19 protein-coding genes are annotated in these 23,220 nt (G+C 43.7%); 11 read left to right on the top strand and 8 right to left on the bottom strand.

What is annotated here, in order from left to right:
* Positions 1-9 precede the first annotated feature (9 nt).
* From MHI35_RS09195 to MHI35_RS09170, 6 genes are all read right to left on the bottom strand, one after another.
* Complete coding sequence (locus MHI35_RS09195) at positions 10-1,110, bottom strand: Ger(x)C family spore germination protein (protein WP_335349390.1); 1,101 nt, start codon at positions 1,108-1,110, stop codon at positions 10-12.
* The gene (locus MHI35_RS09190; RefSeq protein ID WP_211063944.1) at positions 1,107-2,207 is read right to left on the bottom strand and encodes a GerAB/ArcD/ProY family transporter; all 1,101 of its coding nucleotides are present in this window, start codon (positions 2,205-2,207) and stop codon (positions 1,107-1,109) included. Before MHI35_RS09190 ends, MHI35_RS09195 begins: the two co-directional genes overlap by 4 nt.
* Positions 2,208-2,219: 12 nt before the next feature.
* Positions 2,220-3,704 carry a spore germination protein gene (locus tag MHI35_RS09185; protein ID WP_211063945.1) on the bottom strand — a complete coding sequence of 495 codons (1,485 nt, stop codon included), beginning with the start codon at positions 3,702-3,704 and terminating at the stop codon, positions 2,220-2,222.
* 73 nt (positions 3,705-3,777) lie between these two features.
* The gene (locus MHI35_RS09180) at positions 3,778-5,121 is read right to left on the bottom strand and encodes a (Fe-S)-binding protein (RefSeq protein WP_211063946.1); all 1,344 of its coding nucleotides are present in this window, start codon (positions 5,119-5,121) and stop codon (positions 3,778-3,780) included.
* A complete protein-coding gene (gene glcD, locus MHI35_RS09175; protein ID WP_211063947.1) occupies positions 5,118-6,527 on the bottom strand; it encodes a glycolate oxidase subunit GlcD in 1,410 nt (469 codons plus the stop codon). The genes MHI35_RS09180 and glcD overlap by 4 nt, the downstream gene beginning before the upstream one ends.
* A gap of 77 nt (positions 6,528-6,604) precedes the next feature.
* Positions 6,605-7,738: a CdaR family transcriptional regulator gene (locus MHI35_RS09170; RefSeq protein ID WP_335349389.1), complete on the bottom strand. Its 1,134-nt coding sequence runs from the start codon at positions 7,736-7,738 to the stop codon at positions 6,605-6,607.
* A 125-nt stretch (positions 7,739-7,863) separates the two neighbouring features.
* Between MHI35_RS09170 and MHI35_RS09165 the strand changes: the two genes are divergently transcribed.
* A complete protein-coding gene (locus MHI35_RS09165; protein ID WP_211063949.1) occupies positions 7,864-8,442 on the top strand; it encodes a branched-chain amino acid aminotransferase in 579 nt (192 codons plus the stop codon).
* A 17-nt stretch (positions 8,443-8,459) separates the two neighbouring features.
* Here the strand turns inward: MHI35_RS09165 and MHI35_RS09160 are convergent, their stop codons facing one another.
* Positions 8,460-9,227 carry a DeoR/GlpR family DNA-binding transcription regulator gene (locus MHI35_RS09160; RefSeq protein ID WP_211063950.1) on the bottom strand — a complete coding sequence of 256 codons (768 nt, stop codon included), beginning with the start codon at positions 9,225-9,227 and terminating at the stop codon, positions 8,460-8,462.
* Positions 9,228-9,348: 121 nt separating this feature from the next.
* Between MHI35_RS09160 and MHI35_RS09155 the strand changes: the two genes are divergently transcribed.
* From MHI35_RS09155 to MHI35_RS09110, 10 genes are all read left to right on the top strand, one after another.
* A complete protein-coding gene (locus MHI35_RS09155; protein ID WP_211063951.1) occupies positions 9,349-10,155 on the top strand; it encodes a tyrosine-protein phosphatase in 807 nt (268 codons plus the stop codon).
* 24 nt (positions 10,156-10,179) lie between these two features.
* Positions 10,180-11,718 (top strand): glycoside hydrolase family 10 protein, encoded by a 1,539-nt coding sequence (locus MHI35_RS09150; RefSeq protein WP_211063952.1) that lies wholly within the window; start codon positions 10,180-10,182, stop codon positions 11,716-11,718.
* A 142-nt stretch (positions 11,719-11,860) separates the two neighbouring features.
* Positions 11,861-13,003, top strand: a complete 1,143-nt coding sequence (locus MHI35_RS09145) for an acyl-CoA dehydrogenase family protein (protein ID WP_211063953.1) — start codon at positions 11,861-11,863, stop codon at positions 13,001-13,003.
* Positions 13,004-13,045: 42 nt separating this feature from the next.
* Positions 13,046-14,683 carry an AMP-binding protein gene (locus tag MHI35_RS09140; protein WP_144523372.1) on the top strand — a complete coding sequence of 546 codons (1,638 nt, stop codon included), beginning with the start codon at positions 13,046-13,048 and terminating at the stop codon, positions 14,681-14,683.
* Positions 14,684-14,691: 8 nt separating this feature from the next.
* Positions 14,692-16,041 (top strand): acetyl-CoA carboxylase biotin carboxylase subunit, encoded by a 1,350-nt coding sequence (locus MHI35_RS09135; protein ID WP_211063954.1) that lies wholly within the window; start codon positions 14,692-14,694, stop codon positions 16,039-16,041.
* On the top strand, positions 16,038-16,253 hold the full coding sequence (locus MHI35_RS09130) for an acetyl-CoA carboxylase biotin carboxyl carrier protein subunit (protein WP_144456487.1): 216 nt from the start codon (positions 16,038-16,040) through the stop codon (positions 16,251-16,253). The genes MHI35_RS09135 and MHI35_RS09130 overlap by 4 nt, the downstream gene beginning before the upstream one ends.
* Before the next feature lie 13 nt (positions 16,254-16,266).
* On the top strand, positions 16,267-17,175 hold the full coding sequence (locus MHI35_RS09125) for a hydroxymethylglutaryl-CoA lyase (RefSeq protein ID WP_217016991.1): 909 nt from the start codon (positions 16,267-16,269) through the stop codon (positions 17,173-17,175).
* Between the two features lie 14 nt (positions 17,176-17,189).
* Complete coding sequence (locus MHI35_RS09120; protein ID WP_211063956.1) at positions 17,190-17,972, top strand: enoyl-CoA hydratase; 783 nt, start codon at positions 17,190-17,192, stop codon at positions 17,970-17,972.
* 18 nt (positions 17,973-17,990) lie between these two features.
* A complete protein-coding gene (locus tag MHI35_RS09115) occupies positions 17,991-19,514 on the top strand; it encodes an acyl-CoA carboxylase subunit beta (protein WP_211063957.1) in 1,524 nt (507 codons plus the stop codon).
* Between the two features lie 14 nt (positions 19,515-19,528).
* Entirely contained in the window at positions 19,529-21,463 is a 1,935-nt protein-coding gene (locus MHI35_RS09110; protein WP_211063958.1) for an AMP-binding protein, read from the top strand.
* Between the two features lie 29 nt (positions 21,464-21,492).
* Here the strand turns inward: MHI35_RS09110 and cysI are convergent, their stop codons facing one another.
* A complete protein-coding gene (gene cysI, locus MHI35_RS09105) occupies positions 21,493-23,211 on the bottom strand; it encodes an assimilatory sulfite reductase (NADPH) hemoprotein subunit (RefSeq protein ID WP_211063959.1) in 1,719 nt (572 codons plus the stop codon).
* Positions 23,212-23,220: the final 9 nt, after the last annotated feature.

Raw genomic sequence — 23,220 nt, 5'->3', positions numbered from 1 at the left:
CCAACTCCTTTATTGACTGACACCAGTTTGCACAATATTCATATGGCATTTAATTTGTATATCCGCATCAGGATAGATTTTCTGCCATTTTTCTGGTGTCATGGCTTTGTCTTTTGATCGATACCTTAAACCTAGCCCAAGCGGGTCAATATGTTGCTTTTTAAAGGACTGAACAAGGTCTTGTCCTTGCTGAGCGACACGTTTTTCTACTTCTTTTTCGACTTGGTCCAATATGTTCGGTTTATCAATTTTTTTGGACTTCATGAATTCTTTTAATTCGCCTTTCAGCTTGATATCAATCGTGATATGAGGTTTTTTTGTTAAGTGATTTGTTGGTTTGATCTGGTAGGACACATGTGATTTAATATTTTCAATGACGACATGGGTCTTTGCTTGATCAGCCAATTGAAACTCGTAGATGCCATTTTTATGATTTTCAATCATCGCTTTAAATGTGAATGTGTCTTCTCCAGGAATATGGCCGACCATTTTTTCCTGATCAAACAGAGCAACTCCTGTGACTTTGATAGCATTGCTCGTTTTCTTGATGTAAGGCAGGGAAGCATCGACTCCTTTTGCCAGCATCTGATTCATAAAAATATGCTGATTGGTGACAGGTTGATTGCCATTTCGCATATTTTGGGATAGCAGATCAGAGAGATATACGCCTATATTTAAGTTTGTTTGATTCATTTTTGTATATAATAAGTCTTCAACATCTCCGCCTACAACGGCAAATACTTGGCGTGAACCAATGATAGGATCACGATAAATGTAATTCATTAAATCGATCATGCCGACATCCTTTGCTAATTTTTCACTCACTAAAATAACAAGCACCTGGCCCATGACCACTGGAAAAGGTGATTTTTCTGATACGAGAAACTGAATATTACTAATGGTATTTGACCTTGCGCTTAATATTTGATAACTTCCTTGTTCTTGGCTTTTAAAGACTGGGAAGACAAAGAAGCCCTTCATTTCTCCATCTTCGATTAAATCAAAGCCTGCCGCCTGTGAAATATTTAATTCATCTAAAAGGCGAGGCTGTGCACAGCTAGTTAACAAAAGACTAAACAACATGAGACCCGTGAGTATATAACGTTTCATGCTCGTTTTTTCACCCACCTTCTTTTCCACATCAGTCCAATGACCATACAGACAATCAAGCCATATACAAGAAAGTATCCGCTATATTCTAGCCATTGGTTAAAGGCTTCAAAAGAAGTCGCCCCTGTAAAAAATGAAAACATGACCAGAATGAGGATGCTGAGACCGATGAACGTGACACGCTGACTTGTATGAAGCACTTGTTTTGCCATTCGGCTCGCAGCCCATAATGGAATCGTGATATTTGGAATGATCAAAAACAGCCAAAGAGACACTTCAATAAATTCAAAGCGCTGGATAAACGGAAGCTTCACAATGCTTGTTAACGTTAGCGTCGGCCATTTGGTTAATTTAAGCTGTGCACTTGAGTAATATGCAATGGAGACGAGAAAAGTGAGTAAGTTTAAGCATGTCGTGAATAATGCCCCCATGTGAGCATATTTTTGAGACGTCTGCGCTTGTTTAATAAAGGGATAATAGACAAGCAATGTGCCAAAACCAAACATGGATAATGACGCATCTTTGACTCCCACTAGCAGCTGCGAAAATGTATGATCAAACATCGGGAACATGAAGCGAATGTGACTATATTTCATGGCATAAAAACAAATAAACGTCATCCAATATGTCAGTACAATACTAAAAAATGCCCATCCAGCAATCGTTCTAAATCCGCCAGTATGAATGTAATACACGAGCAACAATAGTACAGACGCAAACAATAGACCTGGAATCTCTTTAAACAGCCATACATGGATCACATCCATATAATGGACGAGAACGGTCAACGATAAGGAAGCAAAATATAAAATATAGAGGATGTTGAATAATTGCCCAATCCATTTGCCAAAAACATATTGCGTGATATCACCAAATTCATCCGAAGGGGCCTTTTTAAACATTAAGTACATTAGAAAGAGCATGACATTGACACTGATGCCAGAAATAAGAATAGCAATCCATCCATCATTATTCATAGAACGCACAAGGTTTGTTTGAAAGTTTAAAATACCAACACCTACTTGATTGGCATTAATGAGAAAAAACACGAAAAAAGGGGAAACTTGAAATTTCTCTTTTACAGAAGAAGAACTCATGCTTTCACTTCCTTATTCATAAAAATCATTTTTCCCCTTTTTGCCTTGCTTAGGCTTTTGCCGATGAATGATTTCATTTTTCGGACGTAAATTTGCCGGTCTTTTATTCAAAAAGCGGAGCTGAGGACGAATCAAGCTCCCCTTTAAATCCGTCAGACGCAGCGGAAAAATTGGCTCTAGATACGGACGTCCAATAGACGTTAATTTCATTAAATGGGTGAGAAGGAAAGCTCCCATTATGGCAATACCAAGTGCACCCCACACCTGAGCCGCAAGTAGAAACGGAAATCTCAGCAGCCGAATAGCACTGCCCATTTTGTAAATAGGGGTGACAAATGAGGCAAGAGCAGAAAGGGCAACAATAATGAGTAAAATATTACTTGTTAAGCCCGCTGCCACAGCAGCCTGTCCAATAACGATCCCTCCAACAATCCCGAGTGTCTGTCCGACTTTAGCTGGAAGCCTCGATCCAGCTTCTCTGAGTAATTCAATCGAAATCTCTAAAAATAGCGCCTCAATGATTGGAGGAAATGGAACAAGATAGCGAGAGGACACGATGGTTTCTAATAAATCCTTTGGAATCAGCTCATAATGAAACGTTAAAACGGCTACATATAAAGGTGTCGCAAATATGGAAAATATCACAGCAAATATGCGCAACAGCCTAAAGCAAGAAGCTGCAATCCACGGCATATTGTAGTCTTCCATAGTGGAAAAATACTCAAGTAAAATCGTCGGAGCAAGCAAGACATGAGGCGAGCCATCCACTAAAATGGCAATTTTCCCTTCTGATAAACCTGAAGATACGCGATCGGGCCTTTCTGTATTTAAAAACAATGGAAAGATCGTATTGGACACATCATAAAGCATTTGTGAAAGGTAATTCGCATCTAAAATTTGATCAAAATCAATGTCTTCAATACGCTGGAGAACGGTTTCAATGTTTGCCGGATTCGCAATCTCTTCAATATATAACACCGCTACTTTAGTTTGCGAGAGCGTGCCAACCGTCTTTTCCGACACTTTCAGATTCGGTGTCGGCAGTCGCCGTCTGACCAAATTTAAATTGGTATCCAAAACTTCCACAAATGCTTCCTGCGCGCTAATAATGCCAAATTCAATCTCAGGCGGACCTACTTGTCTGCCTTTCTTTTCTTCAATCGGGATTAGAAGCGCTTTGCCCCAGTCCGTTTCAAGCCGAATGGCCATATTCCCTCGATGAAGGGCTTTTTCCACTTCCTTGAGATCGGTCGTGATGACAGACTGTTCAATGGGAATTCGTTCTTTCAGCTCCTCAAGAGTGGGTGTGAGCTGTAATTCTTTCATGAAGGGCAAAATTTGTTCATGGAGTAGATGACCATTAATTAAAGAACGAAAAAAAGAAATTCGATAAAGAAATCCTTCACTTCGTGACAACTCGTTTGTAAAATCAGAGGAACGTGACAATGCCTCAAATACTGAATTTGGGTCTTTTTGTTGTTTGTTTTTCTTCAGCACTTGAACCATCTCCTTGCGCGATTTGCCTCTATTATCCAACCAATTGCCTGAAGATATGCATGAAAAAAAGCGTTCAGCTTGATGAACTGGACGCTTTTTTTCCATATTGAACGGCTTCTAATAAAAAATCGACGAGATGCACGGCCCGCATGTTAGGCGATTGTCCTGACCGTTTGATACCTGCTGCCATTTGCAGCTGACAGCCTGGATTGGAGGTGACAATAGCAGCCGCAGCTGTTTGCCTAGCTTCTGTCATTTTATGATCTAGAATTTGCATCGACATTTGCGGCTGTAAGATATTATAAATTCCGGCAGATCCGCAGCAGCGGTCGGCATCCTTCATTTCTTTAAATGATACCCCTTGAACCGCCTTCATTAGCACCCTTGGCGCTTGCTGTACACCCATTCCGTTTCGCAAATGACAAGAATCTTGATAGGTGATGACTTGCTCTGGCAAAGCAAGCGGCGTACGGCGGTGAAATGCCAGCTCCACTAAAATGTCTGATATATCCGTGATTTTCTGTGAGAAGGCTTCACCTCGTTTTTGAAAATCTGGATCATCCTTTAGCAAATGATCATAATCACTTAAAAAGGCACCACATCCGCCCGCATTCATGACAATGGCATCAGCCTCTATGCCCTCAAATGCTTCAATATTCCGCCTTGCTAGCTCTTTCGCTTGTTCCTTTTCTCCGCTATGCCCATGAAGTGCGCCGCAGCACGTCTGAACAGGGGGGACAACAACGTCACAGCCGGCCAGCTGCAAAAGCTGGATGGTCGCTTCATTTGTGCTGGAAAAAACGGTGTCCATTAAACAGCCAGTAAAAAAGGCGACACGCTTTTTTGCTGTGCCAATGGCTTTGTATTCTAACGCACGCCTTTTTTGTTGACGCGGCACCTTTGGAAGGGCCTGCTCCATCAGCTGTAAATGCGGCGGAAGCACCTTTAGCATGCCAGATTTGCGGGCGGCCGTTTGCAGACCAGAGCTTTGATAAAATCGCAGAAGTCCAGCCGCTTGACGCATCCGGCTTTGGGAAGGGAAGAGTCCTTTGAACGCAACACGTCTCACAAATTTGACAGGAAGAGATTGTTTTTTGTGCTGCTGAATAATGTCTCTTGCATCCTCAAGTAAACGGCCATATTTAACGCCTGAGGGGCAGACCGGTTCACATGCACGGCAGCCAAGACAAAGGTTCAATGAATGTTCGACGTCTTTATCAGGCTCAATCACGCCGTCTCTTACCGCCTTCATTAAAGCAATTCGGCCGCGTGGAGAGTGCGTTTCTTGTTGACCGGATTCAATATAGGTAGGGCAGGAAGGGAGGCAGAAGCCGCAGCGCATGCAATTGAGCAGCTCCTTTTCATCCATTTGCTGTTGAAATGTTTGCTGCATCTCTGTTTGTTTAGAGGAATTCATGAGATCACCACTCGCTTCCTTGCTGCTTTTCCAAACACCTTATCAGGATTCATGATATTTGCTGGATCTAGCGCTTGTTTGATCGCTTTCATTGCAGCGATTCCTTCTTTTTTGACCTTTAGCTCCAAATAAGGTGCTTTCATTAAACCTACACCATGTTCACCTGTAATGGTGCCGCCGAGGGAGACTGCTTTTTCAAAAATGGCCTGAAAGGCTTCTTCAACCCGCTTCATTTCTTCTTCATTTCTTGCATCAGTTGCACAAGTAGGGTGCAGATTTCCGTCGCCTGCATGACCAAAAGTACAAATTTTCACTTCGTACTCTCTCGCAATGTCTTCGATCGCCCTTACCATGTTCGCAATTTCAGAACGGGGGACTGTGGCATCTTCTAAAATAGTCGTAGGGCTTAAACGGGCGAGAGCAGATAAAGCGGCTCGTCTTGCTGTTAAAAGGGCACTTGCTTCTTCTTCAGAATGTGCAATATTCACTTCTTTTGCACCGTGCTGCTGACAGACCTTTGCGATGTTTTGCATATCACGGGAAACAGCCTCCGGATTGCCGTCCTGTTCGATTAATAGCACCGCTTGAACGTCAGTAGGGAGGCCAATTTGGGCAAAGTCTTCAACGACTTCTAGTGTCGGTTGATCCATAAATTCTAATGTGGCGGGGATGATACGTTCTGCAATAATCGCCGAAACTGATGCAGCTGCTTCCTCAAGGCTTTCATATAAGCAAAGCATCGTTTGTTTAGTTTCTGGAAGCGGCAAAAGCTTTAGCGTAGCTTCAGTAACGATTCCGAGCGTTCCTTCTGATCCAACAAATAAACGGGTCATATCATACCCGGCCACGTCTTTTGCGAGCTTACCGCCCGTTTTAATGATGTCGCCGTTTGGCAGAACCACTTCAAGTCCAAGTACATAATCTCTCGTCACGCCATATTTTAACCCCCGAAGTCCACCTGAATTTTCATTAATATTGCCGCCTAACGTCGAAATTTTCATCGAGCTTGGATCTGGTGGATAGAAAAGGCCTCTTGCCTCTACTTCGCGAATGAGTTCCTGAGTGATCAAGCCAGGCTGGACCGTTGCGGTCAAGTTTTCTTCATCTATTTCGATGAATTGGTTCATCCTTGTAAACAACATTACAAGTCCACCTTGTGTAGGACAGGTTCCTGCACAAAGGTTCGTTCCGGACCCTCTTGGCACAATCGGCACCTGATATGAGGCGCAGAGCCGAACAATTTGCTGGATGTCCTCAGCTGTACGCGGGCTTATGATAACATCTGGCATGTGCTGAAAATTAGGCGTTGCATCATAAGAGTAGGCAAGCCGATCAGCTTTGCTGTCTTGTACATGAGACGCACCGACAATCTTTTTTAATTGATTTAAAAATTCAGAATTTAACATGCGCATTCACTCCTATTGGTTAGACATACCGTTTCTTTCAGTATAAAAAAAGAACCGCCTCATGCCTATGGACGATTCTACAAAATATCAGACTGCTTGCTTCGATTATTTGGATGATGATCTAATAGCATCAAGGCTAAATAAAAGAGCATCGCATCTTGCATGCGTTTTGGATCAAGTGTGGTTAAATCTTGGATACGTTTTAGCCTGTAATGCAGTGTATTGATATGTACGTGCATCGCTTCCGCGGTATATTTCAATGAGCAATCCGACGTCATGAGTACACGCAATGTTTTCACTAGCTCAGGATAGGGGAGAAGTGGGACAATTGTTCGATCAAGGAACACTTCTTTAGTTTCCTGACTCACTTCTTCTATAAAAAGCTCAAGTGTTAAATCTTCATCAAATACAATCGGTGTATCCGCATTCGTCATTTTCAACGCGCGAAAGGCTTGATGAAATGATTGCTTCATCATTCGTCCAGCTGCAGGTTTCCCCGCACCTATCAAAACCTTTGACGTGGAACGTGCTGTGAGCGTAGCATGGATATGAAAAAGACGATGCTGCAAAGTATCACGATCATTTGCTGAAGTTTGCAGCATGAGCAAAAAGCGGGCATGCCCCCAGCGGACGATCATTTCCTGATGGGTGAGATGCAGCATTTCCTTCACTTTTTTATATTGATCCTGCTTCATAAACGATTCATCATGACAATCAATAAGGACGACTACACGTTGCATATTAATATCAAGCTGCAGCCGCGCTGCTTTTTCAGTGAGATCGACGGCTGCCTCTGGCAGGTGAAGCCAATCGAACACGAACGCTTCAAGTTGCCGTTCATCGGTTTCCGTTTCTAGGAAAAATTCATGTTCTTGTATGAGCAATTCCGTCATTTTTCGTAATATTTCGCCAAATGGAGAGACATGGATAGGATTTCCTGTCATCCCAATCACACCAATGACCTCTTGCTTAAAATAAATAGGCAGATTGATGCCAGCTTTGACCCCTTTCATTCGCTGCTCATCATCCTTTGTGAGGATTCGTTTTTGTCCTTCAAAGGATGTCAAATATGCTCCTTCATGAAATTGGCCAATGCGCGCTGGATCTGTTGCCGCTATGATGGTGCCATTTGTTTGTGCAATGATGATTTCCTCAGTCAGCACCTTTTTAACCTCGTCTACAATTTTTTCTGCCAGTGTCATTGTGAGCAAAACGTACCCCTCCGAGATGTATCTTTTGACACTATCATACCATCATATGCGGAGTCATATCTTTCTTTTCATGAGTTATGCTAAAATAAGACACGCACATGAAGGAGAAGAAAGGAGACATCGCTATGTCGCTACAAAATCGCTTACAAGATCTATTGAAAGAAGGACAAGCGCTGACAGACTTTGAATATGACGAAGCGGAGCGCAACAATTGGCATTTAGAAGGTGCAAGAATAAAGGAAGAGGCACGCTTTAGCGATGTATATATAGAGCGTGTAGGCAAAGAAACTGAGGACATGATTCAATCAGAAGGCGCCTCATTTCTCAACACACCACTTACATATGTAAAACAACATCAAAAAGAATTCATTTATATCGAATCAAAGTGGTTTGATGTGGTAAGAGTCGATGGGTTAGCCATTGAATGGGATGAAGTATTCCAAACGTATACGGTGTTATTCGGTTTCAAACGTCCTAAAAAAGACACGGGCATTCTAAAGGACATTCTGGCTCCATTAAATGGTGCACAGCTTCAATTTAATGGACAAGATGGCTTGTTTGATGTGAATTTACAGCTTCTTGAGCTTGAGGACATCCATGAAGAGATGCCTTTCATTGAAGTCGTCTCAGCCGTGTACCGCTTTTTATTCCGTCTGATCATGCAGCTTGAAATGAATGAATCAAACAACGGCTCAACTTCCTGAGCCGTTGTTTTTGTAATCTATTCATTTACTGATAAAGGCGTGGCAAACTGTACATCATGCTCTTTTCCATATTGAAGATAGTCTTCACTTGGCTGTTTATTCGTCACAACGACATCAAGATCTTGCAAATGACAAAATGTGGTCAAAGCGTAATGATTAAATTTACTATCATCCACTAATAAAAATGTTTTTGCACTTTTTTCAACAATTGTCTTTTTAATATCCGTTTCAAGCGGGGATGAATTCGTGACTCCGTGGTCAATCGATAAACCAGTTGATGCGATAAAGGCTTTATTGACATTGTAAGCTTTCAAACGCTCTACACTTTGATAGCCAACGAAAGAATTCGTTTTTCTCTCGAGCATTCCGCCGGTAGAAAAGATGGTCATATTTTCATAAGGCATTGCCTGTGTGATGAAATCTACGTTATTGGTCACAACTGTCACCTGTTTCTCAGTCAAATAGGGGAGCATCTCAAGTGTTGTCGTACCAGAATCTACAAATATCATATCCCCATTCTCCACAAAAGCAGCTGCTGTTTGACCAATCAATTGCTTTTTACTGAGCTGACGAGTCTTTCGCTCCTGATAGACCACTAACGTTGAATGATTCACAGCCACTCCGCCATATACTTTTTTGAACACGCCGGACTCCACCAATGCTTGTACATCTCGGCGTATCGTGTTTTTTGAAACGCCGAAATGCGCCACAAGCTCATCTAGTGAGGCAGATTCTCGGTCAAACACATACTCTTTGATTTGCTGAATCCGTTTTGTTTTGATCATGCTACATATCTCCAATCCAACCGAATGTGCTTTTTCCATTATACCAAATGGCTTCTCTTTTCCCCATCTCAATAAAAGCGTATGATAGAGAAAGAACGTAACGGAAAGGACTTTCACTTCTATGAATCAATCAAACAACCCATTTTCGAAGCTTGCGAATTTTAGAGAAGTAGGCGGACTTCACACAACAGATGAAATGGTGATCAGAGAGGGGATGATTTATCGATCCGCAGACTTATCCCGTCTGACAAAACAAGATATCGAGACGTTTTCAACCCTTCGTGTTCAAACCGTTTGTGATCTCCGTACAGCCTCAGAACGAAAATCACATCCGCCAAAAATCAAAGAACATGACAAAATCGTCCATATTCCCATGCACCCTGACAGTAAGATGCCAAGCAAATGGATCATGTTCCGTATGCTAGTAGCAGAAGGGAAATCTTTCACTTTCACACCGATTATGAAAGATTTATATCAAAGCATGCTCACAGAGCGTAAAGAAGAAATTCGGCAGCTGTTCTCACTGCTTTCAGATAAAAGCAATTACCCGCTGATGGTTCACTGCACAAGCGGTAAGGACCGGACAGGCTTTTCATCTGCCCTCATTCAATTAGCAGCAGGTGTACCGGTATCTGCCGTTTTAAGTGAATACATGCGCTCTAATGAAGGGGTGAAAATGCTTGTCAGAAGGCAGCAGCGATTTGTCCGCATGATGAGTTTATACCGGGTGTCAAAAAAGCAAATTCAGCCGCTTCTCGGCGTGCAGCAGGATTATCTGGAAGATGTGCTAAACGAGATGATGGAGACATACGGGAGTGCAGAAAGGTATTTAATCGATGCTTGCGACATACCTGAAGCCCAGCTCAAGGAAATGAAAAACATCCTGCTAACACCATCTGCTGGCATTCGATCTCAAAAAGCGGAATAAACTGATGATGAGGTGATGCAAAAAATGGTGAAAAAGATCAGTATGACGTGTCTAACACTAACTTTGATGTTTGTATTGTTATTGATTCCATCTAGCAGTCTAGCTCGTCCAATCACAAAAGGGAAGCTTGAAAGCACAAGAGAGATGCGCGCGGTATGGATCGCATCAGTTTATAATTTAGATTGGCCATCAAAGAAAGGACTGCCTGTCAAAGAGCAGAAAGAAGAGTATATTCATTTGTTAGATGAGATCAAAGCGATGAATATGAATGCCGTGATCATGCAAATTAAGCCAACAGCAGATGCCTTTTACCCTTCGAAATTCGGTCCGTGGTCTGAATATTTGACCGGCACGCAAGGGAAAGATCCCGGGTATAACCCTCTTGAATTCATGATCGAAGAAGCTCATAAACGCGGCCTCGAATTTCACGCTTGGTTTAACCCGTATCGCATCACAATGAATCATACCGACCTGAGCCGTTTGTCAGCCGATCATCCGGCAAAAAAACATCCTGATTGGACCATTGCGTACGGGAATCAGCTTTATTACAATCCTGGCATTCCTAAAGCACAGGAATTTATTGTCGGCGGTATAGAAGAAGTCGTGAAAAACTACGATGTTGATGCAGTGCATATGGATGATTATTTTTACCCGAATAAAATAGCTGGTGTGCCGTTCCCAGATCAAGAAACGTATGAAACATATGGAAAAAAGGCATTCACGCATATAGAAGATTGGCGAAGAAATAATGTGAACCAATTGGTCAAGCAAATCAACGACACCGTGAAGAAAGTAAAGCCGTATGTGAAATTTGGCATTAGCCCATTTGGCGTCTGGCGCAATATAAAGGATGATCCGACTGGTTCAAATACGACAGCAGGGATGACCAATTACGATGATTTGTATGCTGATACAAGAGAGTGGATTCAGCAGCATGATATCGATTATGTCACCCCGCAAATTTACTGGAGCATCGGTTTTCAGGCAGCCGCCTATGACGTGCTCACGAAATGGTGGTCAAATGAAGTGAAGGGAGAGCCTGTTCATCTGTACATTGGTCAGGCGACGTATAAAATCAATCAAAACAGTGATCCTGCTTGGTCTGATCCTGATGAATACTTTCGGCAGATCCAGCTGAACAGGCAGTCGCCTCTCGTTCAGGGAAGCATGCACTTTAGCCTAAAAGATATCAACCGTAACCCTTTGAATGTCAAAAATCGATTGATAGAAGACGCCTACCGGAAACCGGCTCTCATTCCAGAAATGCCTTGGCTTCATCAGAAAGCGCCAAAAAAACCAATCATTCAATCTATTAAAAAGACAGCAGATGGTATGGCTTTACAGATCAAAAATGATCCGAGGTCTACCGCATCCTATTATGCAGTCTACCGATTGACGGCAAAAGGAACATACGAATTGCTTCAAACTGTTAGAAAAGAAACCGGTACGCTAACATCTGTCAAAGATCTTTCAGTTCACCAAAATAAGAGTGATACTTACAAAGTAACAGCTCTCAATCGTCTTCATCACGAAAGCAAGCCTTCTACAAAAAGAGTGAGATAATGAAAAAGCATGAATGAGGAGATTCTTCGTTCATGCTTTTTTCTATTATTTTTGTTTTAATTTTCTGAATTCATCTAAGCTTGGCATGAAGCAGCTACTTGATTAATAAATATGATAGAAAAGAGCCAAAGGGGGAAAAAAGATGGATTTTGAATTAACGAAAGAACAACAAATGATCCGCCAGATGGTCAAAGAATTTGCTAAAGCAGAAATTGCACCACTCGCTCAAACCATTGATGAACAAGCTATATTCCCAGCCCAAACTTTTCAAAAAATGGGAGAGCTCGGCTTGATGGGTATTCCATTTCCAGAGAAATACGGAGGCTCAGGGGGAGATACAATCTCATATGCACTCGCTGTAGAAGAAATCGGAAAACAGTGTGCGAGTACAGGTCTTAGCTATGCCGCAGCCGTTTCCTTAGGTGCAAGCCCCCTTTATTACTTCGGTACAGAGGAACAAAAAATGGACCACCTCGTTCCGCTGGCATCTGGAACAGCACTCGGTTCCTTCGGATTAACGGAGCCAAATGCAGGATCAGATGCAAAAGGGACAAAAACAAAAGCAGTCAGAGACGGACAAGAATATGTGATCAGCGGGGAGAAATGCTGGATCACAAACGCCAATTTTGCCAGAACGATTATCGTTACCGCCGTATCGGATCACGATGAGCACGGCCGCCCGATCATCTCCGCCTTCATTGTAGAAAAAGGGCAAAAAGGACTGACCATTACAAATCCATACGACAAAATGGGGGTGCGCGGTTCAGATACGGCTGAAATCATTTTAGACAACGTACGTGTACCAGCACATCATATATTAGGTGATCCAAACAAAGGCTTCAAGCAATTTTTATACACTTTAGACGGGGGGCGAATTTCGATCGCTGCTTTATCTGTTGGCATCGCGCAAGCTGCACTAGATGCGTCTCTCTCCTATGCAAAGGAAAGAAAGCAATTTGGGCAGACCCTTTCTTCCTTTCAAGCCATTCAGTTTAAGCTGGCAGATATGGCGATGCAAATAGAACTCGCTAGACAAATGGTGTGGAAAGCGGCCTGGCTGAAAGATCATGGCAAGCCATTTACTAAAGAAGCTGCTTACGCAAAACTTTTCGCTTCAGAAATGGCGACAAAAGCAAGCCTCGATGCTGTCCAAATTCACGGAGGAACAGGCTATATGAAAGAGTGCGGGGTAGAGCGGCTTGTGAGAGATGCCAAGCTCATGGAAATCGGAGAAGGCACCTCTGAAATTCAGCGTTTAGTCATTGCAAGACAATTGTTAGCTTAATTCTATAATGAAAACGCTTACCATCGATGAAGGAGGAAAATCATGATGTCGATTCATCCGCAAACGATCGGCTCCCTACTAAAAGAGAAAAAGGAGCAGCACCCAGCACATGAAGCCATTGTGTATCCAGAACGTTCATTACGTTATTCATACGAAGCGTTTTTTAGAGAGGTCAAGGAAACAGGGAAAGGTCTTATGGCATTAGGTGTTCAAAAAGGCGACCATATCGCCATCATGGCACCTAATGTACCTGAATGGCTCATACTGCAATTCGCCTGTGCTTCTATTGGAGCTGTTCTTGTCACCGTAAATACGAACTTTCAATCACAAGAACTTGCATACTTACTAAAGCACTCTGATAGCAGCATGCTATTTATCGTTGACGGGTTTAAAGAGACATCATATGTCAGGATGCTTGAAGACCTCATCCCAGAGCTTCAAACAGCTCACCAGGACGATATCACTTCAACAGCTTTTCCATATTTAAAAAGCGTCGTCTATATTGGTGAGCACACGCCAAAGGGCATGCGGAGCTGGGACAGTATTCAAGCTGCTGCCAAAAGAACGGAGAATGATGAATGGGAGAAACGAATGGAGGAGCTGACGCCTGATGACGTCATTAACATGCAGTATACGTCAGGGACCACCGGCTACCCAAAAGGTGTCATGCTCAGCCATACAAACATCGTCTGCAATGCTAGTCAAATCGGAGATTGCATGAAGCTCACACGTGATGACCGCATGTGTATCCCTGTGCCGTTTTTTCATTGTTTTGGGTCTGTTCTTGGCGTACTGGCTTGTCTCACAAAAGGTGGCACGATCATTCCAATTGAATCTTTCCACCCAGAGCGCGTCCTTCAAACAGTGGAAAAAGAGAAGTGCACAGTTCTTCACGGCGTCCCGACAATGTTCATCGCAGAGCTGGATCACCCGAATTTCCACAAGTACGATCTGTCCACATTACGCACTGGCATTATGGCAGGATCTCTCTGTCCATCCCATGTAATGAAAGCCGTCATTGAACAAATGGGTCTGAAGGAGCTCACGATTGCTTACGGCCAGACAGAAAGCTCTCCTGTCATTACCCAAACAAGAACGGATGATTCATTTGAAAGGCGCGTTCAAACGGCCGGCCGGGCGCTTCCTCACATCGAAGTGAAAATCACCGCGCCAGGTACCCCAGATGAAGTACCAAGAGGAGAACAAGGCGAGCTATGTACGAGAGGCTATCACGTGATGAAAGGCTACTATAAAAATGAAGAAGCCACAAATGAAGTCATTGATGAGGACGGGTGGCTGCATACAGGAGATTTAGCGGAGATGGATGAGGATGGCTATGTGAAAATCACCGGACGGCTGAAAGATATGATTATTAGAGGCGGGGAAAATGTTTACCCAAAAGAGATTGAAGACGTTCTTTACACGCATCCAGCCATTCTTGATGCACAGGTCGTCGGTATTCCTGACGAGACTTACGGAGAAGAAGCCGCCGCATTCATTCGGCTCAAACAAGGTCACACTGTGACGATTGAGACATTAACAAGCTACTGTCAATCACAAATGGCACGCTACAAAATTCCGAAATATTTTTTCATCACAGATGAGTATCCAATGACCGCCTCAGGGAAGATTCAAAAATTTCGTCTGAAAAAACAAGCGCTTGATTTAATAAAGGAGTGAGGGCAGCGATGTTCAAAAAAGTACTGATTGCCAATCGAGGCGAAATTGCTCGTCGAATCATTCGGACTTGTAAAAGGCTCGGGATCAACACTGTGGCTGTTTATTCAGAGGCAGATCAGCATGCGCTTCATGTGCAAGAAGCAGACAGCGCCTATCTCATTGGAGGCGCAAAAGTATCTGAAAGCTATTTAAACATGGAAGTGATCATCGAGATTGCCAAGCAGACAAATACAGATGCCATCCATCCTGGCTATGGCCTTTTATCAGAAAATGCAGCCTTTGCTAAGCGATGCCGCAGCGAAGGAATCGCTTTTATTGGTCCATCTGCCCAGGTCATTCAGTGCATGGGCAATAAAATTGAAGCAAGAAAAACGATGGATCAAGCGGGAATCCCCATTGTGCCGGGCGTTTCAGCACCTCTTTATGACGCAGAAGAAGGAGTCAGTAAAGCGCAGTCACTCGGTTACCCGATCATGCTCAAGGCATCAAGTGGAGGCGGAGGTATCGGCATGCAGCTTGTCCGAAATGATGAGGAGCTGCGTAAAGCTTTTGAAGGAAATCAAAAAAGAGCGCAAAGTTTTTTTAACGACGGGACGCTTTATATGGAAAAGGTCATTGAAGATGCGCGGCACATTGAAATTCAAGTCCTTTTTGATTCATTCGGCCACGGGGTTCACTTATTTGAGCGCGACTGTTCACTCCAAAGAAGACACCAGAAAATCATCGAAGAAGCACCAGCTGCCTGTCTCGATGAATCCGTACGACAAGAGATGGGACAAATGGCGGTGAAAGCAGCCAAAGCCATCGGCTATGAAAATGCAGGGACAATTGAATGTTTAGTCGATCAAAACCAACACTTTTACTTTCTTGAGATGAACACGAGATTACAAGTAGAACACCCTATCACAGAAGAAATTACAGGAATTGATCTTGTCGAAGAGCAGCTGAAAATCGCTGCATCAGAGCCGCTTTCCTTCAATCAGGAGGACATTCATCAAATCGGGCATGCCATTGAGGTCAGAATTTATGCGGAGGATCCCGTCACCTTTTATCCGTCACCAGGAACAATCACTCGGCTATCTATGCCAGAAGCTCCCTATATCCGCCATGAATCAAGTGTGACAAACGGAAGCGTCATTACCCCATATTACGATCCAATGATTGCGAAGATGGTCGTTTACGGTGATACACGAAAACTTGCAATAGAACGATTAAAAGCAGCGTTACAAGCATATGAAATAGAAGGGATCAAATCCAACTTACCGCTTTTAAAAGAAATGGCTGGATCATCTGCTTTCTTACATGGCAGCATCACAACCGATTTTCTTATGAAAAAAAGGGAGGGAAACCGTTCATGAAAACGGTCACGATACAAATGGCGGGAAACTTATGGAAGCTTCTTGTGAAACAAGGCGATGAAGTGCAAAAAGGGCAGGAGGTCGCTATCTTGGAATCAATGAAAATGGAGATTCCTATAGTGGCAGAAGAGGCGGGTTTTATTAGCAAAGTGTATAAAGCAGAGGGGGAATTTGTCGATGAAGGGGAGGTTCTTTTAGAGCTGACAGAATAGGGGGGAAAGCGAGATGGCATTACCAAAGCGTGTACTTATTAGGGAGGTCGGTCCGCGGGACGGGTTGCAAAATGAATCCACTTGGCTAGACACACGCGAGAAACAAAAGTGGATTGAACTACTCACAGCAGCCCGGCTTCCTTATATTGAAGTCACCTCATTTGTTCATCCTAAATGGGTCCCATCTTTAAAAGACGCCAAAGAACTAGCCCAATCCTTACACAAAAAAGGCGACATCACCTATGCTGCACTTATACCTAACGAAAAAGGGTTAGCTCACTTTTTTGAAGCAAATCTTGATACAGGCGCTATGTTTATCTCTTCGAGTGAAACGCATAACAAAAAGAACATGAATCAATCCATCCAAGAAACCCTTCCTGTCATCAAACAAATGACAGCTGATTTAAAAGCTGCAGGAAAACACACACGCGCATATATTTCCACCGTGTTTGGCTGCCCATATGAACATCAAGTGCCGATGGATCAAGTGTTGCGGTTAACGGATATACTACTTTCTTATGGCATTGATGAAATATCACTCGGTGACACCATTGGAGAAGCCCACCCCCTTCAAGTAGAAAGGCGCTTAGACATTTTACTTGAACGCTTTCCTGCTGATAAAATCGCTCTTCATTTTCACGATACGAAAGGGATGGGGCTTGCCAATATTTATACAGCATTAAAAGCAGGAATTACCATATTTGACGCCTCTAGCGGCGGGCTAGGTGGCTGCCCATATGCGCCTGGTTCTAGTGGAAATGTCGCGACAGAAGATGTCGTGCATATGCTTCAAAAATTAGGAATCGACACCAATATCGATTTTCCAGCATTGATAAAAGCGGCAGAATGGATCGAAACAAAAGTAGACCGCACCCTGCCTAGTCATTGTTTACGTGCTTTTCACTCTCATACTACTTCATAAAGGATGAATGTGACATGACTTCACTGGTCAATTTTACGATACAAGAGGAACAGATTGGGATCATAACCTTAAACAGACCAGAACAAGCGAATGCCCTATCTGCTGCGATGCTTGAGGAGATCAATCAGCTCATTCAAGAAATCAAACACGATGAAAGCATCCGCTGCCTGCTCTTGACAGGAGCTGGTTCTAACATTTTTTGCGCAGGTGCTGATTTAAAAGAGCGACGATTAATGACAGAAGAAGAAGTAAAAGAGGCAGTTCTGTCAATTCAGCAAACCTTTACGGAGATTGAATCCCTCCCTGTACCTGTCATTGCCGTCATAAATGGACACGCACTCGGCGGAGGACTTGAGCTCGCACTGGCTTGTGATATTCGCATTGCACGAGCCGGAGCAAGACTCGGCCTTCCAGAAACTGGACTAGCTATCATACCAGGAGCAGGAGGAACGCAGCGTCTCCCGCGCCTCGTCGGACTCGGTAAAGCAAAAGAGCTCATTTTCACAGGTGCTTCATTACAAGCTGAAGAAGCCATTCAAATTGGACTGGTTGAGCACCTCTCATTAGCAGATTCCCTAATGAATGACGCCATTTCTCTCGCAAAACAAATTTCAAAAAACGGTCCAATTGCTTTAAAAGAAGCGAAACGAGCGATTCAAATGAGCCTTGATCACGATCTGCGTACAGGTTTGATGAAGGAATACGAAGCCTATTTACGGCTCATTGATACAGAAGATCGAAGGGAAGGCCTTCAAGCTTTTCAAGAAAAACGAGCGCCTCAATACAGGGGCAACTAGCAAGAAAGGGGAATGGGCATGATCGAAAAATTTGAAGTGAAAAAACAGCGAATTGTCAAAGGAGGGGCCGAGCGATATCATCAAAAAAACAAAGAAAAAGGAAAATTGTTCGTCCGCGACCGGCTCCAGTTGCTATTAGATCAGGATTCGTTCATTGAGGATGCCATGTTTGCCGAGTGTAAAGATGAGCATTTACCAGCAGATGGTGTTGTCACAGGGACGGGACGGATGAATGGGCAAACCGTATGCGTTATGGCAAATGATTCTACTGTCAAAGCTGGATCGTGGGGCGTCAAAACGGTCGAAAAAATCATCAGAATCCAAGAAACAGCAGAAAAGCTCAACTGCCCGATGCTGTATTTAGTTGACTCTGCGGGTGCAAGAATCACTGATCAAATTGCGATGTTTCCAGGCAGAAGGGGAGCGGGACGCATTTTTTATAACCAGGTGAAGTTGTCTGGACGTATCCCGCAAGTTTGTTTACTATTTGGTCCTTCTGCGGCAGGAGGTGCTTACATTCCTGCTTTTTGTGACATCGTTGTGATGGTCGAAGGGAATGCCTCGATGTATTTAGGCTCTCCGAGAATGGCCGAAATGGTGATTGGAGAAAAAGTAACACTTGAAGAAATGGGCGGCGCAAACATGCATTGCAGCATATCAGGATGTGGTGATATTTTAGCCAAAACAGAAGAAGAAGCCATTCAAATCGCTCGCGACTATTTAACCTACATGCCTGCCAATTATACAGAAAAACCAAAACCGGCAGTCGCAAAAGCACCTAAAGCATCTGAGATGACCATCCAAGGACTTATTCCTAAAGGGCAAAATACCCCTTTCGATATGTATCAGCTCATTGATTTACTCATTGATGAAGGGTCATTTTTTGAAATCAAAAAACTGTTTGCCGCAGAGCTGATCACAGGCTTTGGCCGAATGAACGGGCAGCCCGTCGGTCTGATTGCCAACCAGCCGAGGGTAAAAGGCGGAGTGCTGTTCCATGACTCAGCTGATAAAGCCGCTAAGTTTATTCAGCTTTGTGACGCCTTTCATATCCCGCTCCTTTTCCTTGCGGATATACCGGGATTTATGATCGGAACAAAAGTGGAACAAGCTGGTATTATTAGACATGGGGCGAAAATGATCTCCGCTATGTCAGAGGCGACCGTTCCGAAAATATCGGTCATTGTGCGGAAAGCTTACGGTGCAGGTTTATATGCAATGGCAGGACCAGCGTTTGAACCAGACTGCTGTCTCGCTCTTCCATCGGCACAAATTGCTGTCATGGGACCAGAAGCGGCTGTAAATGCTGTCTATGCAAATAAGATCGCCGAATTGCCTGCTGAAGAGAGAGCTGCATTTATCCAAGAGAAGCGCAAGGAATATCAAGAAGATATGAATATATATGAACTTGCCTCTGAAATGATTGTCGACGGCGTCATCCCGTTTGACCATTTGCGAAATGAGCTTTGTCACCGATTCCATGCCTATTCCTCAAAAGAGATGACATTTACAAGACGAAAACATCCGGTCTATCCGGTCTAAAGGGGGACATCCTCATGATGAACCTGAAACCAGTATGGAAACCGGAAGAGCAGATGACCAAACAGACACGTCTTTACAAATGGATGCACTCACTTGGTTTTTCTACTTATGATACATTCTACAAAGCTAGTATCGAGCGTACCGATTGGTTTTGGAGAGAAGCTGAAAAGGCGGTCGGTATCAAGTGGAAGGTTCCATATGAAGCTGCATTAGGTCAAGATTCATTCATGTGGCCGAAGTGGTATAAAGGCGGCCAACTCAACATAACCGAAACGGCCGTGGACAAATGGGCAAAGAACGAAGAAGCGCAGCATCAGCCAGCCGTGATTTGGAAAAACGAGATGGGAGAAGAGAGGAGATGGACGTTTCTCGATCTTCAGGAAAAAGTAAATCGCCTTGCTGCTGGCTTTTTGAAGAATGGGCTTCAAAAAGGAGATGTGGCCGTCATTTATATGCCGATGCTTCCTGAAACGGTTGCTGTCATGCTAGCCTTTGCAAAAATTGGTGTTATCTTTAGTCCTGTCTTCTCCGGCTATGGAAGCGAGCCTCTTGCGGTGCGTATTCGTGCGTCAGGTGCTGCTATTGTCGTCACTGGCTCAGGCATGACGCGCCGCGGAAAGAAGATCAATATGCGAGAATGTGCGGCAGAAGCGATAGAGAAAACCTCAACCGTCAAAACCGTCATCGTACACACCTTCTCTGAAACTGAATATGAAGGGGATATCAGGCTCAATGATTTGTTAACAGAAGACCCGATGTGTGAAACGACCTATCTCTCAAATGAAGAGCCTCTCATGATCTTATACACTTCTGGAACAACGGGTACGCCAAAAGGAGCTGTTCATACACACGCAGGCTTCCCTGTAAAAGCGGCTTTTGATGCCGGTCTTTGTATGGACGTTGCAAAAGGAGACCGCTTGTTTTGGCTCACAGACATGGGCTGGATGATGGGGCCATTTCTCGTCTTTGGCGGCTTGATCAATGGAGCTGCGATTGTTTTATATGACGGCGCACCCGATTATCCAGATGATCAACACCTCTGGTCATTCATTCACGAGCAAAAGGTCACCCACTTTGGGCTTTCACCTACGTTTGTTCGATCCGCGATGCAGCAAGATCTTGCAAGTATAAAGCTACCCCATGTCAAAGCCATCATATCTACAGGTGAGCCGTGGAATGAAGCACCATGGCAATGGCTTTTTGACAAAATTGGCCATAAGCATATTCCAATTCTAAACTATTCGGGAGGAACAGAAGTCTCTGGCGGAATTGTAGGTAGTACACTGCTTCGCCCAATTAAGCCAGTCCTTTTTAATGCGGCAATCTTAGGAATGGCAGCTGATGTATATAATGAAGCAGGTGAGAGCGTCATAAATGAAGTAGGGGAGCTCGTTGTGAAAAAGCCTTGGGTCGGCATGACATGTGGGTTTTGGAAAGATCCTGAACGTTATGAAGACACGTATTTCAAACGATTTGATGGGGTATGGACGCATGGTGATTGGGTGGTGCAATCAGATGATGGCACGTTTCATATCACTGGCAGATCGGATGATGTCATTAATACAGCAGGAAAACGTGTCGGTCCAGCAGAAATAGAATCCATTCTTGTTGGGCATCCAGCAGTACACGAGGCAGCAGTGATTGGGGTCAAGGATGAGGTGAAAGGGGAGGCACTCGTGTGCTTCATCGTGACCAGCCCGCAGTCTTGTGACGAATCAAAATTGATTCAAGAACTCAAAACTCATGTTGGTTCATATGCGGGAAAAGCGCTCACGCCAAAGGACATTCATCTGATTTCAGCTTTACCGAAAACAAGAAACGGAAAAATCGTCCGGCGTTTATTAAAAGGAGCTTATGAACAGCAGCCTTCACCAGATCTTTCTTCTTTAGACAATCCTCATGTGTACGAAAGTATTTGTGAGTATTTGAACCGGAAACAGAATCAATAGAAAAAGACAGGAGAGAGTCCTGTCTTTTCCTATTGCACATGAAAGTTCGTGCCATCTGTTGTTTCTTTGACAATCCCTGCTCGAACGACAAAATCACCGAAATGTTCTTTTTCTTCTCGTTCTTTTGCATAGCGGGGGAGTAAAGAGCCAAGCTCGTTTAAAATCTCTTCCTCACCAACATTTTCACGGTACAGCTTACTTAGTCTGCTGCCATCAAACGCAGCGCCAAGATACATGTTGTATTTGCCAGGTGATTTCCCGATAAAACCAATTTCACCTAGCGCATGACGGGCACATCCATTTGGACAACCAGTCATACGAATCGTGATTTCTTTATCACTTAAGCCGTTTTCTTCGACAATCTCTTCAATTTTGTCAATCAAGCGCGGAAGGTAGCGTTCTGCTTCTGCCATTGCTAAGCCGCATGTTGGAAGAGAAACACAGGCCATTGAGCTGCGTCGGAGCGCAGAGTGCTGCTGACCATCTGATAAGCCGAACTCCTGAATGAGCTGCTCGATTTGTTTCTTTTTATGAGAAGTGACATTTCCAATGATCAAATTTTGATTCGCTGTTAAGCGGAAGTCACCTGAATGAATCTTTGCAATTTCACGAATGCCTGTCATCAGCGGATAATCATCATAATCTGTGATACGTCCGCCTTCTACAAACATCGTATAATGCCATCTGCCATTGATGCCTTTTACCCAACCATAGCGGTCACCGTTATGATCAAAGTGATAATCTCTTGCGTCTAAAAGGGCAAACCCGAGGCGGCGCTCCAGCTCTTCTTTTACATTCTCAAGACCAAGGCGGTCTACCGTATATTTAAAGCGGGCATTTTTTCGCACGGAACGATTTCCGTAGTCACGCTGAATGGTAATCACATGTTTTGCAATCTCTACAACCTGTTCTGGTGTACAAAAGCCAATCACTTTTGCAAGCTGAGGATAGGTCGCTGTATCACCATGAGTCATACCCATGCCACCGCCAATGGCGACATTAAAGCCGATCAATTGCTCATTTTCAATGATCGCAATGAAGCCTAAATCCTGCGAAAAGACATCAATATCGTTAGCAGGAGGGACCGCCACACCAATTTTGAATTTCCTTGGTAAATAAAGCGGGCCATACATCGGTTCAACTTCCGTATCAGGCGTTGCCGCAACCTTCTCCTCATCAAGCCAAATTTCATGATACGCTCTTGTTTGTGGGAGCAAGTCATTACTTAATTTTTTCGCCAGCTCGTATACATCATGGTGCACTTCTGATTGATAGGGGTTTGATGTACACATGACATTCCGGTTCACGTCGCCGCAAGCAGCAATTGTATCAAGCATAGTAGAATGAATGTCTTGAATGGTTTTTTTCATATTCCATTTTAAAATACCATGAAGCTGAAAGGTTTCACGAGTAGTCAGCTTTAACGTTCCGTTTCCGTATTTGTGAGCAAGCTCATCCATCACAAGCCACTGCTTAGATGTGGCGATTCCACCAGGCAGGCGTACGCGCAGCATAAATTGATAGGCTGGCTCAAGTTTTTGTTTCTGCCGTTCATTTCTGAGGTCCCGATCATCCTGTAAATAGCTGCCGTGATGCTTCATTAGGCGGTTGTCATCATCAGGAATTCCCGCTGAAATCGGATCAAGCATTACTTCTTTTAACGTACCCCGTAAATAATCACTTTTTTCTTTGATTTCTTCAACGTCGCTCGGAGGTCCTTCCGGCGCTGTTAATGCTGTCTTCACCATGTAAGAAAA

The sequence above is a fragment of the Bacillus sp. FSL K6-3459 genome (genome assembly GCF_038003305.1).
In the GTDB taxonomy this organism is placed as follows: domain Bacteria; phylum Bacillota; class Bacilli; order Bacillales; family Bacillaceae; genus Bacillus; species Bacillus pumilus_O.
The sequence above is the reverse complement of the archived record's forward strand: the minus strand, read 5'-3'. Positions and strand labels throughout refer to the sequence as shown.

Bases quoted from the DNA above. Each gene is read 5' to 3' on its own strand.
- MHI35_RS09145 (WP_211063953.1), top strand. From the start codon at position 11,861: ATGGATTTTGAATTAACGAAAGAACAACAAATGATCCGCCAGATGGTC.
- MHI35_RS09190 (WP_211063944.1), bottom strand. From the start codon at position 2,207: ATGAGTTCTTCTTCTGTAAAAGAGAAATTTCAAGTTTCCCCTTTTTTC.
- MHI35_RS09135 (WP_211063954.1), top strand. From the start codon at position 14,692: ATGTTCAAAAAAGTACTGATTGCCAATCGAGGCGAAATTGCTCGTCGA.
- glcD (WP_211063947.1), bottom strand. From the start codon at position 6,527: ATGTTAAATTCTGAATTTTTAAATCAATTAAAAAAGATTGTCGGTGCG.
- MHI35_RS09125 (WP_217016991.1), top strand. From the start codon at position 16,267: ATGGCATTACCAAAGCGTGTACTTATTAGGGAGGTCGGTCCGCGGGAC.
- MHI35_RS09110 (WP_211063958.1), top strand. From the start codon at position 19,529: ATGATGAACCTGAAACCAGTATGGAAACCGGAAGAGCAGATGACCAAA.
- MHI35_RS09130 (WP_144456487.1), top strand. From the start codon at position 16,038: ATGAAAACGGTCACGATACAAATGGCGGGAAACTTATGGAAGCTTCTT.
- MHI35_RS09115 (WP_211063957.1), top strand. From the start codon at position 17,991: ATGATCGAAAAATTTGAAGTGAAAAAACAGCGAATTGTCAAAGGAGGG.
- MHI35_RS09195 (WP_335349390.1), bottom strand. From the start codon at position 1,110: ATGAAACGTTATATACTCACGGGTCTCATGTTGTTTAGTCTTTTGTTA.
- MHI35_RS09180 (WP_211063946.1), bottom strand. From the start codon at position 5,121: ATGAATTCCTCTAAACAAACAGAGATGCAGCAAACATTTCAACAGCAA.
- MHI35_RS09140 (WP_144523372.1), top strand. From the start codon at position 13,046: ATGATGTCGATTCATCCGCAAACGATCGGCTCCCTACTAAAAGAGAAA.
- cysI (WP_211063959.1), bottom strand. From the start codon at position 23,211: ATGGTGAAGACAGCATTAACAGCGCCGGAAGGACCTCCGAGCGACGTT.
- MHI35_RS09120 (WP_211063956.1), top strand. From the start codon at position 17,190: ATGACTTCACTGGTCAATTTTACGATACAAGAGGAACAGATTGGGATC.
- MHI35_RS09160 (WP_211063950.1), bottom strand. From the start codon at position 9,227: ATGATCAAAACAAAACGGATTCAGCAAATCAAAGAGTATGTGTTTGAC.
- MHI35_RS09155 (WP_211063951.1), top strand. From the start codon at position 9,349: ATGAATCAATCAAACAACCCATTTTCGAAGCTTGCGAATTTTAGAGAA.
- MHI35_RS09165 (WP_211063949.1), top strand. From the start codon at position 7,864: ATGTCGCTACAAAATCGCTTACAAGATCTATTGAAAGAAGGACAAGCG.
- MHI35_RS09150 (WP_211063952.1), top strand. From the start codon at position 10,180: ATGGTGAAAAAGATCAGTATGACGTGTCTAACACTAACTTTGATGTTT.